Source organism: Corynebacterium sp. HMSC065D07 (genome assembly GCF_001810695.1).
Taxonomy (GTDB): Bacteria; Actinomycetota; Actinomycetes; order Mycobacteriales; family Mycobacteriaceae; genus Corynebacterium; species Corynebacterium hesseae.
This window is the reverse complement of record NZ_KV802440.1, coordinates 43,841-59,206: the sequence shown is the minus strand read 5'-3', so window position 1 is coordinate 59,206 and position 15,366 is coordinate 43,841. Positions and strand designations below refer to the sequence as shown.

Sequence of the window (15,366 nt, the reverse complement as noted above, 5' to 3'; positions counted from 1 at the left end):
GGGGCCGAAAATGGGCGGTTTTCTGCCACTATTTGATCGAAACGTACTTGGCATCGGCCTTTTAGAAGGGCACATCGATGCGTATATCCTCCGCGCGCGGCAGCGGGGGAAGCGTCGGTATGTGGTCGAGGCCGGCTTGGACTTCTGGCGGGATGGGGATGGACGTGGGCACCCGCGGGGGCTCGGGCAGTTCCAGCTTGGGCCTGGGCCGCTGCGGTGGGGCCGGACGGGGTGCTGGTGCAGGTGCGGGCGCTGGCGCGCGGACGGTGACGGTTTCTACCTGTGGTGCTGGGGTCTCGATGGTCGTGGGTATGGGCGCTGGTGCCTCGGTTACCGGTTCTGGTTCAGCTGGGGCGGGAGCAATGGAGGTGGTGTCGCCGAAGCGGTTGACCGGCTGGGGCAGGGCATTCGGCTGCCAGGACGTTGGTTGGGCCGAGGTGGTAGGGCTGGGTTCGGTTCGCGGAGTAGTTTCTGCGTGCGTGGCAGCGCAGGCAGACAGCGGAAGGCAGGCAAGAATGACAAGAAAACGGCGCGATGCCATGGGAATCCCCCTTAAGTAGTGCCTTTCCACAGCGCACCCCAGCGCTTAAATAAGGAAAGGCAGAATCAACAGTGTGCTGCCAGCATAGCGCCACAGTAGCGGGCGCGCAGCGCGAGCGATTGCTGCCGCTTAGGAGGCAGTGGAGGGAAGACGGAAGGACACAAGGGGACTCAAACTTTTGTATAGGGCTAAAACCGATACAATGTGGGCTATGCCTAACTCCAGCCAGCGAAATCAGCAGAATACGTCCCAGTCCGCCGAGTGGTTCGAGCGCGCCACGAAGGTCACCCCGGGTGGCGTGAATTCCCCGGTCCGCGCCTTCGGATCCGTGGGTGGCCAAGCCCGCGTTATCGCCCGTGGCGAGGGCTCCCGCCTCTGGGACATCGACGGCAACGAGTACGTCGACCTGGTCAGCTCTTATGGCCCGATGATCCACGGCAACGCCCACCCGGCCATCGTGGAGGCAGTCCAGAAGGCGGCTGCCGACGGCCTCTCCTTCGGCGCACCCACCGAGGGCGAGACGCTGCTGGCGGAGCACATCGTCAAGCGCACAGCCGTGGAGCAGGTACGCCTGGTCAACTCCGGTACCGAGGCCACCATGTCCGCCGTGCGGCTGGCCCGCGGTTTCACCGGCCGCGCCAAGGTCCTGAAGTTTGAGGGCTGCTACCACGGCCACGTGGATGCGCTGTTGGCGTCGGCTGGCTCCGGCGTGGCCACCTTCGCGCTGCCGGATTCCCCGGGCGTCACGGGTGCCTCGGCCGCGGACACCATCGTCGTCCCGTACAACGATCTCGACGCCGTCCGCGAGGCCTTCGCCGCGCACCCGGGAGAGATCGCCTGCATCATCGCCGAAGCCGCGGCGGGCAACATGGGCACCGTGGCCCCGGAGGAGGGCTTCAACGCGGCACTCAAGGAGATCGCGCATGCCGACGGCGCCCTGCTCATCCTCGACGAGGTCATGACCGGTTTCCGCACCTCCTACAAGGGCTGGTTCGGCGTCGATGGGGTAGCGGGTGACCTGGTGACCTTCGGCAAGGTGGTCTCCGGTGGCCTGCCGGCAGCTGCCTTCGGCGGCCGCGCCGACGTCATGGCTTCCCTCGCCCCCGCCGGCCCTGTCTACCAGGCGGGCACGCTGTCCGGTAACCCGGTGGCGATGGCCTCCGGTCTGGCCTCTCTGGAGCTGGCCAACGAAGAGTTGTACCCGCGCCTGCAGGCCAACGCGGACTGCCTGACCAGCCTGATAACGGCGGCACTTGATGCCGCCGGAGTGGCACACCACATCCAGCGCGCGGAGACGATGTTCTCCATCCGCTTCGCCGAGGGCCAGGGCCGCAACTTCGCCGATATGCAGGCGGCCGATACCTGGCGCTTCGCACCCTTCTTCCACGCACTGCTGGAGGGCGGCGTGTACGTTCCGCCGTCAGCCTTCGAGACCTGGTTTGTGTCTGATGCGCTCACGGACAATGATTTTGAGGTAATCGAGGCAGCTCTCAAGCCTGCCGCCCAGGCCGCCGCCAGCGCGCAGCGCCCGCAGTAAACCAACCATTTGAGGGGATAGACACAGGTATATGTCCACCACCATCGTCCACTTCGTCCGCCACGGCGAGGTTTATAACCCGGATAAGATCCTTTACGGACGCATCCCGGGCTATCACTTGTCCTCCCGTGGGCATTCCATGGCCGCACGCACAGCGAAAGCCTTCGAAGGCCATGACGTGACCTACCTGGCGGCCTCGCCGCTGCAGCGCGCGCAGGAAACCGCGCTGCCGATTGCGCAGGTGACGGGCTTGGAGGTGGACGTCGACAAGGGCGTCATCGAGTCCGGCAACCGCTTCGAGGGCTTGCGCACCAAGGGCTGGAATTCGCAGCTGTGGAATCCGCAGCGCTGGCCGCTCATGGTCAATCCGCTTGAGCCCTCGTGGGGCGAGCCTTTCGAGGAGATCGCCGCGCGCATGATGGACGCCGCCGAGCGCGCCCGCGCCAAGGCCGAGGGACACGAGGCCATCGTGGTTTCCCATCAGCTGCCCATCGTCATGGTGCAGCGCACCGTGTTGGGCAAGCGCCTGGCCCACGCGCCGTGGGACCGCATGTGCGCGCTGGCTTCGGTGACTTCGCTGGTCTACCGTGACCGCGAGATCATCGATATCTTCTACTCCGAACCGGCGCAGGACATCTAATGGGACGCAGAACTATCCGCGCCGCCGCGGCCGGTGTCCTTGCTGTGTTTGCCTTGGCTGGCTGCTCGCAAAGCGAGGAAAACGCGCAGAACGCCGTGGCTTCCGGCGGCACCTTCGAGTTCATCTCGCCCGGCGGGCAGACCACCATCCGCTATGCGGAGGAAGACCGCAAGCCGCTCAAGGATTTCTCCGGCGAGGACCTGCGGGATGAGTCCACGACGATCAAGCTCTCGGATTTTCAGGACCAGATCGTCGTCCTCAACTCCTGGGGTCAATGGTGCGCGCCGTGCCGCTCCGAATCGGATGACCTCCAGGCCATCCACGCGGAGCTGCAAAAGCGCAAGGTCGGCACCGTGCTGGGCATTAACGTCAAGGACTTCAACCCGGAGATTTCCCGGGACTTCATGGCCGATAACGGCCTAGAGTACCCCTCCATCTACGATCCGCCCTTCAAGACGGCCGCGGCTCTTGGCGGCGTGCCTACCTCCGTGGTGCCCACCACCATCGTTCTGGATAAGCAGCACCGCCCCGCCGCGGTCTTCCTGACCGAGATTACGGAGAAGGATGTCCTCGAGGTCGTCGACGAACTGGAGAAAGAACAGTGATCCTTGCCGCTGACGGCGTGGGACAAAGCTTTGCCGATGCCGCCGTGTCGGGCCCACTCCTTCTCGGAGTGCTCGCCGCCGCTGTGGCCGGGTTAGTCTCCTTTGCCTCGCCATGTGTGGTTCCACTGGTTCCGGGTTATATCTCCTACCTCGCCTCCGTGGTGGGCGGTGAGGTCAGTTATGACGAGGAGCTGGGGGTGGGCGTCGGCAAGCACCGGCGTTGGGCCGTGGTCGGTGCCGCCGCACTCTTTGTGCTGGGCTTTACCGTTGTGTTTGTGCTGGCCACCGTGTCGGTTTTCGGCGCCATTTCGGCGCTCACACTCAACGCGGATACCCTCATGCGCGCCGGCGGCGTCATCACCATCCTCATGGGCATCGTGTTCATGGGCGTGGTGCCGGTGTTGCAAAAGGACACCCGCATGGCGCCGCGGCGCTGGACCACGTGGCTGGGCGCGCCCCTGCTTGGCGGGGTTTTCGCCCTGGGCTGGACCCCGTGCCTGGGCCCCACGCTGGCCGCCATCCTGTCCGTTTCTACAGGCACCGAAGGAACCACCGCGCTGCGCGGCACGATCCTGATCATCGGCTACTGCCTGGGGCTGGGCCTGCCCTTCCTGCTCGTGGCACTCGGCTCCGCCAAGGCCATGCGCACCGTGTCCTGGATGCGCAAGCACTCCCGCGCCATCCAGATCGTTGGCGGCATCGCCATGATCCTCGTCGGCCTGGCTCTGCTGACCGGGCTCTGGGGAGATTTCATCAACGCCATCCGCCAGTGGACCGTGTCCTATGGCGCGAGGCTGCTCTAAAGGAGAATTTTCGTGAGATATATCCGCAAGGCCTGGCACTGGTTGACCAGCATGCGCACCGCGCTGGCGCTGCTCTTCCTGCTGGCCATCGCCGCCATCCCCGGATCACTTTTGCCGCAGCGCTCGCTCAATGAATCCAACGTCAATGACTTCATTGAGACCAACGGCAAGGTTGCGGAAATCTACGACAAGCTGCAGCTTTTCGACGTCTTCTCCTCCGTCTGGTTCCAGGCCATCTACGTCCTGCTCATGATTTCTCTGGTGGGCTGCATCATCCCGCGCTCCTGGGATCACTACAAGGCCTACCGCACACCGCCGACGCGCGCGCCGAAGTACCTGGAAAAGATGCCGCTCAACGCCACCGGGCACTCGGAGAAATCCCCGGAGGAGATCGCCGCGGCCACCAAGGCGATGCTGAAGAAGTGGCGCGTGAGCGAGGTTTCCCCGGAGAAGGACCGCGCGGGTGCTCAGTCCTTCTCGGCGGAGCGCGGCTATGCCCGCGAGCTGTGTAACCTCATCTTCCACATCGCGCTCGTGGCCATCCTGCTCACCATGGCAGCCGGGCGCCTGGTGCATTATGAGGGCCAGGTCATCGTGGTGACGGAGAAGAACTCCCAGGGTCAGACCCAAGAGCAGCCGCAGTCCACGGAGTTCTGTAATACCTCAACCTCCGTCTATGACTCCTTCCGCGCCGGCCCGCTTTTCGACGGCACCGGTCTCCACCCCTTCTGTTTTAAGGCCCACGACTTCACCGCGGACTACCTGCCTAATGGCCAGGCGGAGATGTTCACCTCCGATGTGTCCTATGCCGCTGGCGATGATATCTTCACGGACCCGGAGACCTGGGAGGACTATCAGCTGCAGGTCAACCACCCGCTGCGCATTGATAACAACCGCGTCTACCTGCAGGGCCATGGTTTTGCGCCGACGATGACGGTGGAGTGGCCCAACGGCGAAAAGCGCACGCAGACCATCCAGTTCCAGCCCAATGACACCACGTTCTTCCTCTCCTCGGGCGTGATGCGTTTCGATCCGCCGTCGGGCATGTACCCGGACCTGTTTGAGCGCCGCCAGAACCAGATCGCCATCCAGGGCCTGTTCGCCCCGACCGCCGAGTGGTCCGGTGAGAACGGTAAGCTCTTGCAATCTTCCTACCCGGCGATGCTGGATCCGGCGGTGGCTATCGATATCTACCGCGGCGATGCCGGCCTGGACACGGGCAAGCCGCAGTCCTTCTTCTCCCTCGATTCCAGCCTGGTCCACTCGGGGCAGCTGCAAAAGATCGACCGCGTCAACCTGACCCAGGGTGAATCGGTCACGCTGGACGACGGCACCAAGGTCACCTTCGACGGTGCCTCCGAGTTTGCGAACTACCAGGTTTCTTATGACCCCTTCCAAAGCTGGGTTCTGGTGTCCGCGCTGGTCATGCTGGTATCCCTGGTCGGCTCGCTGGTGATCAAGCGCCGCCGCGTCTGGGTACGCATCCGCCCGGGTGCCAACGGCGGCACCGATATCGAGATGGGCGGGCTTGCCCGCACCGACCGCGCGGGCTGGTCCGAGGAGTTCCACAAGCTGCACCGCGAGCTTTTGGAATTGCCGGATCCCGATGACGTGGAGGAGGACGAACTCTACTCCGCCGACTAAAGGCGCGGACCGTATCCTTCAAAAGTTGGATACAGCTGGGAAAAGGGGGTAGCCTTATGGGCACCATAAATCTCTCCGTTCATGCAGCCTCGTGCGTGGCGCACGGGGTAGGCACGATTGTGAAGGCAAGGTTTCCCACTCATGCAGGTTGATCAGAATCTGTCCAACTTCTCAGACATCGCGGTGCAAACCGCGTTCGTCGTTTATGCACTCGCCTTGGTGTTGTCCCTGGTGTACTACGGCCGGATGCAGAGCATCATTGAGGCCATGCGCGCCCGCACCGCAGCTGCACCGCAGCAGCGTGAGCTCGCCACCGTGGGAGCCTCGGCAGATGGCGCCGTGCTTGGCGACGTCCCCCCAGCGTCCAGCACCGCAGACGATGATTTGGCGAAGAAGCAGGAGAACGCCGACAAGCTCGGCGGCATGACGCAGATGCTGCTGTGGCTGGGCATCGCCCTGCACCTGGCGGCCATCGTGCTGCGTGGTTTGGCTACCGGCCGCTTCCCATTTGGCAATCTCTACGAGTACATGCTCATGGTGACCGCCGGCGCGATGGTGGTGGCGACCATCGCCATGCAGCGCAAGGAGTGGCGCACCCTGTGGCCGTGGCTGCTCACGCCAATCCTGGCGCTGATGTTCTATGGCTCCACCAAGCTCTATGCGGAATCCGCTCCGGTGGTTCCGGCACTCCAGTCACACTGGCTGCCCATCCACGTCACCGTGGTTTCGCTGGGCGCATCCATCGGCGTGGTCTCCGGTATCGCTTCTTTGCTCAGCGTGCTGCGTGAGTTCCAGCCGAAGCGAGGCGAGTCCGGTTTCTTCGGCGCGCTTGCCCGCCCGCTTCCTTCAGCTAAGAAGCTGGACCGCCTGGCCTACCGCTTGGGCGTAGTGGCGCTGCCGACCTTGGGCCTGGGCATCGTGCTGGGTGCTATTTGGGCCGAGTCCGCGTGGGGCCGCTACTGGGGTTGGGACCCGAAGGAGACCGTGTCCTTCGCCACCTGGATACTCTACGCGGCCTACCTGCACGCTCGTGCGACTCCGGCCTTCCGCAAGGCCGCGCCGTACATCAACATCGCGGCGATGCTGCTCATGGTGTTCAACCTGTTCTTCATCAACATGGTTGTTTCCGGCCTGCACTCCTACGCGGGGCTGAACTAAATGGCGGATATCCATAAGCCGCGGCACAAGCCCGGCAAACCGGCGGGCGATAACCCTCAGCTCATCGCCCTTGGTGAGGGCTTTGCGCAGCGCCGTCGCGAGCTGGGCATCCTGCAACAGGACCTGGCTGGGAAGGCCGGGATTTCGCGCTCCACGCTGCATACTATTGAGCACGGTGGCTCTGGCGTGCGCTGGGAAAAGGTCGTTGCGGTGGCCGAGGCCCTCGGCCTCGAGATGACCTTCGTGCCGAAGGACTAGGCTTCTTTCCCCTTAGAGTCTTTGCCTTCAATGTCCTTGTCCTCGGGGGCCTTGGGCTCCTGCTGCCCCTGTGAGCGCCGCCGGCGTTCTTCCTCTTTGCGCTGGGCCTCCCGCTCCTTGGCGCGGCGCTCCTTGAAGCGCTGCTTCTCTAGGTTCCACAGGAATTCCTCGTCATCATCGGGGCCCTTGATTGCCGGGCGCTGCGGCTGCTGCGCCTGCTGCACCTTCTTATTCCAACTCGACGGACCAAAAGCCTTCCAGACGAGGACTGCCGCGAGGACAAACAAGAGTAGTAGTATCAATCGACCCATGCGTTGTATTCTACGGAATGCCCGCGAAGCAAAAGTGAGAATTATGAGCCAGACAGAAAACACCACCAACGCCTCCCAGAACCCCGACCCGCCCCAGCCGGACCCCGCGCTCAAGCGCCGCTCCCGCGTCGCTTTGTGGAAGTATGGCGCGGCCCGTGTGGTGCTGTTTATCGTGTTGACTGTAGTGATTCAGCTACTGGCGATGGCGGTGCTCCAGACCTTTCCGCTGCTGGTTTCCGCGCTGCTGGCGTTGTTCGTGGCGCTGCCACTGTCCATGCTGCTCTTTTCCACGTGGCGCGTGGAAGCAACCCAATCCCTGGCGGAGTACTCCGCGCAGCGCAAGGCCCACAAGAAGTGGGTCCAGGAGGAGCTGGCTGGCCGCTAAATCAGAGGCTAAACCAGAGCCAGCGCTACTGCGTTGACAACCGCCCATACCAGCATCGCGCGGCCAGTCATACCGAGCACCGGGATGAGTTTGGGTCCGCGCGCACCGCGGTTGACGGTGCGGATAGCGCCCAGTGCGAGGGGGAAGTAGAGCAGGGAGGCCAGCGCTGCCCAGGAATCGAAGGCCAAGCCCACGGTGAGCAACACCGGGAGCAGCAACAGGGTCATGAATAGCGTGCGGGACTTCTTATCACCCAGGCGCACAGCCAGGGTGATCTTGCCGGTGGCCTCATCGGAGGGGATGTCGCGGATGTTGTTGGCCAGGTTTACCGCGGCACTCATACCGCCGATGCCCACGGCCAAGGCAAGGCCCGTCCATGTGATGCGGCCGGCCTGCGTGTACTCGGTGCCGAGGACTGCGACGAGGCCGAAGAAGATGAAGATGGCAACCTCGCCCAGCCCACGGTAGCCGTAGGGGTTCTTGCCGCCGGTATAGAACCAGGCGCCAGCGATACACACGGCGCCGACGAGGATGAACCAGGCCGCGTTGGCAGCTAGGGAGAGCGAAATGCCGGCGATGGCCGCCACGCCGAAGGAGACGAAGGCGGCGAACTTGACGTGCTGTGGTTTGGCCAGCCCGCCCCCGGTAAGCCGCTGGGGGCCGGTGCGGTCATCATCGGTGCCGCGGATGCCATCGGAGTAATCGTTGGCGTAATTCACGCCGATGATAAGCGCCCAGGCCACGATGAGCGCCAGCAACGCCCGGCCCCAGTGCAGGCCGTGGGCCGCGGCAGCGGCACCGGTACCAGCGATAACGGGAGCAAAGGCATTGGCCCAGGTGTGCGGGCGAGCACCCTGGAGCCAATCGGCAGGAGTGGCGGAATAGGCAGACATGCTCACTATTGTGCCACTGGTGTGGTGTGCTGCGGCAATGAGCTGGTGCGTTGGCGAAAGCGGTAGATGATGAGCACTGCAACGAAAATAACGGCATTGGTGACTGTCATTGCGGCAGAGGTAGCCGCGTCAAGGACATAGGCAACCCAAAATCCCACGACCGCGCTGATAGCGGCAACGCCACAGGCGGTCAACACCAGCGTGGGCACGCGCTGAGTAAGCAGCCGCGCGGTCATCGTCGGGAATACCATGAGAGCGATGACCAGCATGGCACCGGCAGCGTGAAAGGCGGCGGTGGCGGTGCAGGCAACCACGGTCATAAATATGATGTGAAGAACGCGCGTGGGCACCCCGCGTGCGGCACAAAAATCGGCGTCAAAAGTCGTGGCGGATAAACGCGGCAGTGTAAGGGCGAGGAAGAGAGCATTGATACCCAGCACTGCGGCCATGATGTAGCAATAGTTGGGATTGGAGAAGGCCGCGAGGTTGAGATCACCGACGAGAACGGCGTGGACATCAAGGTGCACGTGGCTCATGTGCGTAGAAATCAGGATGACTCCGGCGGCAAACAGGGCGGGAAAGACCAATCCGAGGGCGGAATCAGCAGTCACCAGCGGGCTGCGCTGTAGTGCGTCAGTTCCCAACGCCACCACCAAGGCGCCAGCGGCCGCGGTAACGAGCAAGATGGGTGAATCTAGATCTGCGGTAAAGAGGTAGCCGACGGCAATTCCGGGAAGGACGGCATGGCCGATGCCGTCGATAAGCATGGCCTGGCCTTTGAGGACAACAAAGGTGCCGGGGATAGCACAGGCCAAGGCCGTCAGAACGGCAAGGAGACAAGCGGTCGCGGCGAGGGTCATGAGGCTAGCTTTCTACTGGTGAGGCTGATAGTGACGAGCGCCGCCTGAGCCAGGACGATGACCGGACCGGTGGGCAGCGGGCCGTGCGCAATGGAGACATAGCAGCCGAGAGCAGCGGTGGCCGCGCCGAAGAACCCGGAGAGCGCGATGAAAGGTAGCAAGCGCGTGGTCCAGGGGCGGGCAGCGGCGGCAGGGCTGATGACCACGGCGACCATGAGCACTACGCCGACGACTTTGACGCCGAGCACCGTGATGGCGGTGAGGGCGAAGAAACTAGCCGCGTTGAGGAACGAGGTGCGGATGCCGGCTACCTGGGCAAAACTTGAATCAAAAGTGACTGCGGCCTGCCGGGTGTGAATGAGGAAAAGAAAAAGCAGCACGCAGCCACCGATGATGAGTGTGGACCGTACATCCGCGCGAGTGAGCGTGGAGGCATTTCCCAGCAAATAATCCTGGATTCCGGCCTTGCCAGGCAATGGTCGGCGGGAAATATACTGCATGAGCAGCATTCCCACCGAGAAAAATGTGGTTAGCGTGGCCGCCATCGCAGTGGTTTGCCCCAGGGGAGTTAACCGCGGGATGAGGTGAATGCACCCCACCGCGAGGGTTCCGGTGAGCAGGGCGCCGCAAGAAAGAAGCCAGACATTTCGCCCGTCCCAGCCAATGGCGGTGGCCACGAGGAAGGCGGTGAGCAGTCCAGGCAGGGAAGAATGCGAGATGGCATCGGCCAGCAGGCTGGTGCGGCGAACATATACCAGTGGGCCTAGCGCGCCAGCGCAGCCACCGATGAGCACGGTGCCCAGGAGTGCCTGGGTATAGGTGTAGTTCTGAAGAAGCTCGAGTGGGTTCATGATGGCAGGGAAAACATGTCGGCAATGGCGGACTCGGTAAGTACCTGCTCGGTGGGGCCAGCAGCAATGAGCCGGCCGTGGCCGACCATGAGGACCTCATCGCAAAAGTCGGCGACCTCCGCCAGGTTGTGATGCACCAGCAGGATGGTCACGCCGTTCTCGCGCAGTTCCTTGAGTACATCCATGATGGCGCGCTGACTCGCGGCATCGACACCAGCGAAGGGCTCGTCGAGGATGATGAATTCCGGCTCGCTAACGAGCGTGCGCGCCAACAACACGCGCTGGCGCTGACCACCAGACAGGGCGGAAATCGGCAGCTGCGCGTGTGCCTGCATTCCGGTGCGGGAAAGCGCGGCGTGAGCGGCGTCTTTGTCAGCGCGGCTGGGCCACTGCCACCAGCGCAGCCCGGCGGTGCGGCCCATCAGGGCGATGTCGAAGGCGGTGGCAGGGTAATTCCAGTCGATATCCGCATGTTGTGGCATATATCCGAGACGCTGCCGAAAATGTGCCAGATCGACGCCATCGAAGGTCATCGACCCGCAGGCTAGAGGCGGAAGGAGCCCTACCAGCGTGCGGACCAGAGTAGACTTTCCCGACCCGTTCGCACCCACCAGCCCGGTGATAGTCGCGGGGGTGAGGGTGAAGGAGGCGTCGTGAAGCACCGGCGTGCGGGGATAGCCGGCGGTGAGGTTTCCTACGCTGAGCATTAGCTTAGTGCTTTCGCCACGGCGCTAGCGTTATGTTCGAAGGCTCCGAGGTAGGTATCGGTTGGGGCTTCCGGGCCGAGGGTATCGGCAAAGAGCTCTTCATCCGAGATGGTGACTGTCCAGTTGCGGGTTTCTACGGCTTCCTTGAGAGAAGTGATGGCCTGTGGGTTCGCCTGGTTATCTTGGAAGATAACGGGGACCTTCTTCTCCGCGATCGTATCCGCGAGCTCGGAGATCTCAGTGGCGGACTTGGTGGCTTCGGTGGTCACGAAGTCGGTGGCTTGGACTTCAAAGTCGAAGGTCTTGCCGAAGTAGTTGAAGGCGTCATGGCCGGTGATGAGGACGCGCGGGGAGGCGTTTTCGAGTTCCTTAGCCGCTTTGTCATGCGCGGCTGCAATCTTGTCTTCATATTCATCGGCGGCCGCGGCATAGTCTTCGGCATTGTCAGAGTCGATTTCGCCGAGTTTGGTGCCGATGTGATCGACGACCTGGCTCCACAGCTCGGGGCTATTCCAGATGTGCGGGTCGTAGAGTTTTTCGCCCTTGTCACCTTGCTCGGGCCACGGCAGAAGGTCAGCAGTATCGAGCTGTTCGCCGACAGCTAGCTGCTTCTCACCGAGGGAGGAGAGCTGGTCCACCATTTGCGCCTCGAGGTGAAGGCCATTCCAGAGGACGAGGTCGGCGTCCTGCATCTTTTCAATATCGCGCGTGGTGGGCTGGTAGGTGTGCGGATCGCCGCCGGGACCGACCATGGTGGTGATGTCGGCGTCCGGGGCGATATTGGCGGCCGCATCAGCCAAGTAACCAGTCGTGGCGAAGATCGTCAGATTGTCGTCCTGGGCTTCGGCGGAGTCGCTGCTGGTGCAGGCAGTCAGCGCGGTGGCAGCCACGAGGGAAGCGAGGGGAAGCGCAATAAGTTTCTTCACGGGAAACCTCTCTTATTAAAAGTGAATGTCGATGTTCAATAGATTGAACTTGAAAGAGCATAAGTCCTGAAACCTTTGGAAGCAATAGGCTGAACTACGATGGGGGTATGCACATCAGTGAGCTGCCCGAACGCACCCAGGATTACCTCAAGATCCTCTGGACCTATGAGGAGAAAGAGGGCGCTAATACCGCGATGCCGCTGGGGGACCTAGCTAAAGCGGCGGGGCAGAAGCTGCCCACCACGTCGGAGGCGGTCAAGCGCCTGGCCGCGAAGGGGCTGGTGGAACACGAACGCTACTTCGGTGTTCGGCTTGTTGAGGAAGGCCGGCGGCTGGCTGTGGCAATGGTGCGCCGGCATCGGCTCCTGGAAACCTTCCTCGTGCGCACTCTGGGCTATACCTGGGATGAGGTGCACGATGAGGCAGAAATGCTAGAGCACGCGACGTCCGACAGGCTCGTTGAACGTCTTGATTCTTTCCTGGGCAACCCCGCCCGTGATCCGCATGGTGATCCCATACCTGCCCCGGATGGCACTGCCGAGCCGGTCTCGCGCATTACGCTTATCGACGTCCCCGCGCAGACCCCCGTCACCGTGGAGCAGGTCACTGACGCTGATGGCGAATTTTTGCGCTACCTGGATAAATATGGAGTGCGGCCGGGAGTAGAATTGACCGTCGTTGCCCCTTCGGTTGCGGGTGTGCTCGAGGTTGCCGTCGATGAAGGTTCACACTTCCCCCTCGGGGAATCCGCTGCGCGCGGCATTGCCGTACGCAGCTTTGGCGAAGCGGAGGCTTAGCTGTCCCACATGCGGGCGACGGCGAGGCGGTCAACCTTGCCGGGACCGGTGGTGGGGAGCTGGGCCAGGCGCTTGAAGTCCTTGGGGATTTGCCACCGGGGAAGGCCACTATCGTCGAGAGCCACAAGGATATCGCCGACATCCGCCCATCCGGTATAGGCAGCGACGATCATCTGTCCCAAGCGTGGGTGGGGGATGCCGACCACGCACACGCCGTCCACTCCCGGCACGCGAAGGATGTGCTGCTCGAGCTGCTCTGGGTGGAGCTTGAGCCCGCCGGTGTTCAGGATGTTGTCGAGGCGCCCGGTGACGGTGAGGTGGCCGTCGTGAAGCGCGCCGGCGTCGGAGGTAGCAAACCACGAGGTACCGGACTCATCGACCATGAAGGCATCTGAGTCCACGTTTCGATAGCCCTGCGCAATCATGGGCCCGCCAAGGTAAATGCGCCCCTCGTCGCCGATGCGAACAAGAGCGCGATCGAGGGGACGGCCGTTGTAGACGCATCCACCGGAAGTTTCTGAGGAACCGTAGGTGGTGACGATATTGATGCGCAGCTTTTTCGCAGAGTCCAATAGTTGCGGGTGGGTGGCAGCACCTCCGACGAGGATGGCATCAAAGGTGCGCAGGGCCTCGATTCCTTCTAGCGAATCCATGGCCTTGGCTAGCTGCATCGGGGTCAGGCCCGTGTATGAGCGATCCCCAGTGGCGGCCAGCTCGTGCGCGGCGCGGGCGAAACTGGGGATGGAAAAACCTTCCGACAGGTCAAGGCAGAGCGGCTCCACGCCCGCGACGAGGGAGCGCACCAATACCTGGATGCCCGCGATATGGGAGGCGGGCATGGCTAGTAGCCACTGACCGGTGCCGCCTAAAGTCCGGTGCGTGGCATCGGCACTAGACACCAAGTTGGCGGCCGTGAGTTGCGCGCCCTTCGGTGTGCCCGTGGACCCAGAGGTGGCCACGACGAGTGCGATGGAGGAGTCAATAGGTTCTCCTGCGCGCATGTGGTTGCGCAGCAGCTGCGCGCGGGTGCGGTCCTCCGCCGGAATGGGCAGGAAGGTGGCTTGTCCTGCGATGGCCGCTTCCAGATCAGGGAGGATGGCGGCAGGGTCACGCGGATCGACGGGCAGAGGAGAGAGGAAAGTCACGGTTAGTTAGGTTACCGCCCGCGGTGTTCGTAAGGGTTGATGAGCTCATCCTCCTGATCGAAGGGGCGCTCACCATCCTTTTGGGCCTGCTGGATGTGGCGCAGCATCCACACGCGGGAACCGATGACGGCAACGAGCGCGATGGCCGCGAGGGCAATGGAAAAATAAAGCACGTCAGGCTCTCCTTGGGGGAACTAGTAGTAGTACGGGAAGTCATCCCAGTTGGGCTCGCGCTTTTCCAGGAAGGATTCCTTGCCCTCGACGGCTTCGTCGGTCATATAAGCCAAGCGGGTGGCTTCGCCGGCGAAGACCTGCTGGCCCATGAGGCCATCATCGGTGAGGTTGAAGGCGAACTTGAGCATGCGCTGGGCGGTGGGGGACTTCATGTTGATCTCGCGTCCCATCTGGATGGCGGCGTCCTCCAGCTCGGCGTGGTTAACTACCTCGTTGACGGCACCCATCTCGTACATGCGCTGCGCGTCGTAGGTGCGTCCCAAGAAAAAGATCTCGCGGGCGTACTTCTGGCCCACCATCTTGGCCAGGTAGGCCGAGCCATAGCCGGCGTCGAAAGAGCCGACGTCGGCGTCGGTCTGCTTGAAGCGGGCTTCCTGGCGGGAGGCGATGGTCATATCGCACACCACGTGCAGGGAGTGCCCGCCGCCGGCGGCCCAGCCGTTAACCACGGCGATGACCACCTTGGGCATGGTGCGGATGAGGCGCTGGACCTCCAGGATGTGCAGGCGGCCGCCCTCAACTTTTTCGCGGGCGGTGTCGACGGTGGATTCGTCGGCAGTCGCGTCATCGTGCGCGTGCTCGGTGGCGTAGCGGTACCCGGAGCGGCCGCGAATGCGCTGGTCACCGCCGGAGCAAAACGCCCAGCCGCCGTCCTTTTGGGAGGGCCCGTTGCCGGTCAGCAACACCGTGCCAACATCTGGTGTGCGGCGCGCGTGGTCCAGCGCGCGGTAGAGCTCATCCACCGTGTGCGGGCGAAACGCATTGCGCACCTCGGGGCGGTCGAAGGCGATGCGGACGATGCCGTCCTTGCGCTGTGGCTTTGGGCCGTCGCTGATGAGCCGGTGATAGGTGATATCCGTCAGGGCCTCAAAGCCCTCGACGGGGCGCCAGAGTTCCGGTTTGAACGGATTATCGGTGCTGTAATTCTTCTGCTCGCTCATGGCACACCAGCTTAATTGGAAAGCAGTGCGCCGGAAGTATAGTCCCCATTCCCAACCCTCACCCACACTCTCCGCCCAGCGCGGCGGTGATAAACAATAAACAATACTGCGGGATTATCCCCGTCAATGT

19 protein-coding genes are annotated in these 15,366 nt (G+C 62.9%); 9 read left to right on the top strand and 10 right to left on the bottom strand.

From position 1 onward, the window contains the following. Positions 1 to 61: 61 nt before the first annotated feature. Positions 62 to 541, bottom strand: a complete 480-nt coding sequence (locus HMPREF2760_RS05320) for a hypothetical protein (RefSeq protein ID WP_070596771.1) — start codon at positions 539 to 541, stop codon at positions 62 to 64. Between the two features lie 202 nt (positions 542 to 743). On the opposite strand from HMPREF2760_RS05320, the gene hemL reads away from it, so the two are divergent. From hemL to HMPREF2760_RS05285, 7 genes are all read left to right on the top strand, one after another. Further along, a complete protein-coding gene (gene hemL, locus HMPREF2760_RS05315) occupies positions 744 to 2,078 on the top strand; it encodes a glutamate-1-semialdehyde 2,1-aminomutase (protein WP_070521048.1) in 1,335 nt (444 codons plus the stop codon). A 31-nt stretch (positions 2,079 to 2,109) separates the two neighbouring features. After that, positions 2,110 to 2,718 carry a histidine phosphatase family protein gene (locus HMPREF2760_RS05310; RefSeq protein WP_070596770.1) on the top strand — a complete coding sequence of 203 codons (609 nt, stop codon included), beginning with the start codon at positions 2,110 to 2,112 and terminating at the stop codon, positions 2,716 to 2,718. Continuing rightward, the gene (locus HMPREF2760_RS05305; protein WP_070596769.1) at positions 2,718 to 3,323 is read left to right on the top strand and encodes a TlpA disulfide reductase family protein; all 606 of its coding nucleotides are present in this window, start codon (positions 2,718 to 2,720) and stop codon (positions 3,321 to 3,323) included. Before HMPREF2760_RS05310 ends, HMPREF2760_RS05305 begins: the two co-directional genes overlap by 1 nt. After that, on the top strand, positions 3,320 to 4,126 hold the full coding sequence (locus HMPREF2760_RS05300; protein WP_070561619.1) for a cytochrome c biogenesis CcdA family protein: 807 nt from the start codon (positions 3,320 to 3,322) through the stop codon (positions 4,124 to 4,126). Before HMPREF2760_RS05305 ends, HMPREF2760_RS05300 begins: the two co-directional genes overlap by 4 nt. A 12-nt stretch (positions 4,127 to 4,138) precedes the next feature. Continuing rightward, positions 4,139 to 5,770, top strand: coding sequence for a cytochrome c biogenesis protein ResB (locus HMPREF2760_RS05295; protein WP_070562573.1), 1,632 nt, complete (start codon positions 4,139 to 4,141; stop codon positions 5,768 to 5,770). A gap of 141 nt (positions 5,771 to 5,911) precedes the next feature. Beyond that, positions 5,912 to 6,928, top strand: coding sequence for a c-type cytochrome biogenesis protein CcsB (gene ccsB / locus HMPREF2760_RS05290; protein ID WP_070562576.1), 1,017 nt, complete (start codon positions 5,912 to 5,914; stop codon positions 6,926 to 6,928). Then, the gene (locus HMPREF2760_RS05285; RefSeq protein WP_070533927.1) at positions 6,929 to 7,186 is read left to right on the top strand and encodes a helix-turn-helix domain-containing protein; all 258 of its coding nucleotides are present in this window, start codon (positions 6,929 to 6,931) and stop codon (positions 7,184 to 7,186) included. It begins immediately after the preceding gene. On the opposite strand, the gene HMPREF2760_RS05280 is transcribed toward HMPREF2760_RS05285, so the two are convergent. Beyond that, positions 7,183 to 7,497, bottom strand: coding sequence for a hypothetical protein (locus tag HMPREF2760_RS05280; RefSeq protein WP_070521026.1), 315 nt, complete (start codon positions 7,495 to 7,497; stop codon positions 7,183 to 7,185). The two genes, HMPREF2760_RS05285 and HMPREF2760_RS05280, sit on opposite strands and share 4 nt — an antisense overlap. Before the next feature lie 43 nt (positions 7,498 to 7,540). Here HMPREF2760_RS05280 and HMPREF2760_RS05275 point away from each other — a divergent pair, with 43 nt between their 5' ends. Beyond that, on the top strand, positions 7,541 to 7,882 hold the full coding sequence (locus HMPREF2760_RS05275) for a DUF4229 domain-containing protein (RefSeq protein ID WP_070533925.1): 342 nt from the start codon (positions 7,541 to 7,543) through the stop codon (positions 7,880 to 7,882). A gap of 8 nt (positions 7,883 to 7,890) precedes the next feature. On the opposite strand, the gene HMPREF2760_RS05270 is transcribed toward HMPREF2760_RS05275, so the two are convergent. From HMPREF2760_RS05270 to HMPREF2760_RS05250, 5 genes are read right to left on the bottom strand one after another with little or no spacing between them, the layout of a single operon-like run. Next, complete coding sequence (locus HMPREF2760_RS05270) at positions 7,891 to 8,775, bottom strand: 1,4-dihydroxy-2-naphthoate polyprenyltransferase (protein ID WP_070596768.1); 885 nt, start codon at positions 8,773 to 8,775, stop codon at positions 7,891 to 7,893. A gap of 5 nt (positions 8,776 to 8,780) precedes the next feature. After that, complete coding sequence (locus HMPREF2760_RS05265) at positions 8,781 to 9,635, bottom strand: metal ABC transporter permease (protein ID WP_010189755.1); 855 nt, start codon at positions 9,633 to 9,635, stop codon at positions 8,781 to 8,783. After that, positions 9,632 to 10,486: a metal ABC transporter permease gene (locus tag HMPREF2760_RS05260; RefSeq protein WP_010189752.1), complete on the bottom strand. Its 855-nt coding sequence runs from the start codon at positions 10,484 to 10,486 to the stop codon at positions 9,632 to 9,634. Before HMPREF2760_RS05260 ends, HMPREF2760_RS05265 begins: the two co-directional genes overlap by 4 nt. After that, positions 10,483 to 11,193: a metal ABC transporter ATP-binding protein gene (locus tag HMPREF2760_RS05255; protein ID WP_010189751.1), complete on the bottom strand. Its 711-nt coding sequence runs from the start codon at positions 11,191 to 11,193 to the stop codon at positions 10,483 to 10,485. Before HMPREF2760_RS05255 ends, HMPREF2760_RS05260 begins: the two co-directional genes overlap by 4 nt. Further along, positions 11,193 to 12,119: a metal ABC transporter substrate-binding protein gene (locus HMPREF2760_RS05250; RefSeq protein WP_070521016.1), complete on the bottom strand. Its 927-nt coding sequence runs from the start codon at positions 12,117 to 12,119 to the stop codon at positions 11,193 to 11,195. The genes HMPREF2760_RS05255 and HMPREF2760_RS05250 overlap by 1 nt, the downstream gene beginning before the upstream one ends. A gap of 107 nt (positions 12,120 to 12,226) precedes the next feature. Between HMPREF2760_RS05250 and HMPREF2760_RS05245 the strand changes: the two genes are divergently transcribed. Then, positions 12,227 to 12,916 carry a metal-dependent transcriptional regulator gene (locus tag HMPREF2760_RS05245; RefSeq protein WP_046647781.1) on the top strand — a complete coding sequence of 230 codons (690 nt, stop codon included), beginning with the start codon at positions 12,227 to 12,229 and terminating at the stop codon, positions 12,914 to 12,916. On the opposite strand, the gene menE is transcribed toward HMPREF2760_RS05245, so the two are convergent. From menE to HMPREF2760_RS05235, 3 genes are read right to left on the bottom strand one after another with little or no spacing between them, the layout of a single operon-like run. After that, positions 12,913 to 14,061, bottom strand: coding sequence for an o-succinylbenzoate--CoA ligase (gene menE, locus HMPREF2760_RS05240; RefSeq protein WP_070561621.1), 1,149 nt, complete (start codon positions 14,059 to 14,061; stop codon positions 12,913 to 12,915). The genes HMPREF2760_RS05245 and menE overlap by 4 nt on opposite strands. An 11-nt stretch (positions 14,062 to 14,072) precedes the next feature. After that, entirely contained in the window at positions 14,073 to 14,234 is a 162-nt protein-coding gene (locus tag HMPREF2760_RS12855) for a hypothetical protein (RefSeq protein ID WP_168164088.1), read from the bottom strand. Positions 14,235 to 14,255: 21 nt separating this feature from the next. Then, positions 14,256 to 15,236: a 1,4-dihydroxy-2-naphthoyl-CoA synthase gene (locus HMPREF2760_RS05235; protein ID WP_070596767.1), complete on the bottom strand. Its 981-nt coding sequence runs from the start codon at positions 15,234 to 15,236 to the stop codon at positions 14,256 to 14,258. Positions 15,237 to 15,366 lie beyond the last annotated feature (130 nt).

What these genes read in the sequence shown, in the direction of transcription:
- HMPREF2760_RS05320 (WP_070596771.1), bottom strand. Translation starts at nt 541, where the DNA reads ATGGCATCGCGCCGTTTTCTTGTCATTCTTGCCTGCCTTCCGCTGTCT.
- hemL (WP_070521048.1), top strand. Translation starts at nt 744, where the DNA reads ATGTGGGCTATGCCTAACTCCAGCCAGCGAAATCAGCAGAATACGTCC.
- HMPREF2760_RS05310 (WP_070596770.1), top strand. Translation starts at nt 2,110, where the DNA reads ATGTCCACCACCATCGTCCACTTCGTCCGCCACGGCGAGGTTTATAAC.
- HMPREF2760_RS05305 (WP_070596769.1), top strand. Translation starts at nt 2,718, where the DNA reads ATGGGACGCAGAACTATCCGCGCCGCCGCGGCCGGTGTCCTTGCTGTG.
- ccsB (WP_070562576.1), top strand. Translation starts at nt 5,912, where the DNA reads ATGCAGGTTGATCAGAATCTGTCCAACTTCTCAGACATCGCGGTGCAA.
- HMPREF2760_RS05285 (WP_070533927.1), top strand. Translation starts at nt 6,929, where the DNA reads ATGGCGGATATCCATAAGCCGCGGCACAAGCCCGGCAAACCGGCGGGC.
- HMPREF2760_RS05280 (WP_070521026.1), bottom strand. Translation starts at nt 7,497, where the DNA reads ATGGGTCGATTGATACTACTACTCTTGTTTGTCCTCGCGGCAGTCCTC.
- HMPREF2760_RS05275 (WP_070533925.1), top strand. Translation starts at nt 7,541, where the DNA reads ATGAGCCAGACAGAAAACACCACCAACGCCTCCCAGAACCCCGACCCG.
- HMPREF2760_RS05270 (WP_070596768.1), bottom strand. Translation starts at nt 8,775, where the DNA reads ATGTCTGCCTATTCCGCCACTCCTGCCGATTGGCTCCAGGGTGCTCGC.
- HMPREF2760_RS05265 (WP_010189755.1), bottom strand. Translation starts at nt 9,635, where the DNA reads ATGACCCTCGCCGCGACCGCTTGTCTCCTTGCCGTTCTGACGGCCTTG.
- HMPREF2760_RS05260 (WP_010189752.1), bottom strand. Translation starts at nt 10,486, where the DNA reads ATGAACCCACTCGAGCTTCTTCAGAACTACACCTATACCCAGGCACTC.
- HMPREF2760_RS05255 (WP_010189751.1), bottom strand. Translation starts at nt 11,193, where the DNA reads ATGCTCAGCGTAGGAAACCTCACCGCCGGCTATCCCCGCACGCCGGTG.
- HMPREF2760_RS05245 (WP_046647781.1), top strand. Translation starts at nt 12,227, where the DNA reads ATGCACATCAGTGAGCTGCCCGAACGCACCCAGGATTACCTCAAGATC.
- HMPREF2760_RS05235 (WP_070596767.1), bottom strand. Translation starts at nt 15,236, where the DNA reads ATGAGCGAGCAGAAGAATTACAGCACCGATAATCCGTTCAAACCGGAA.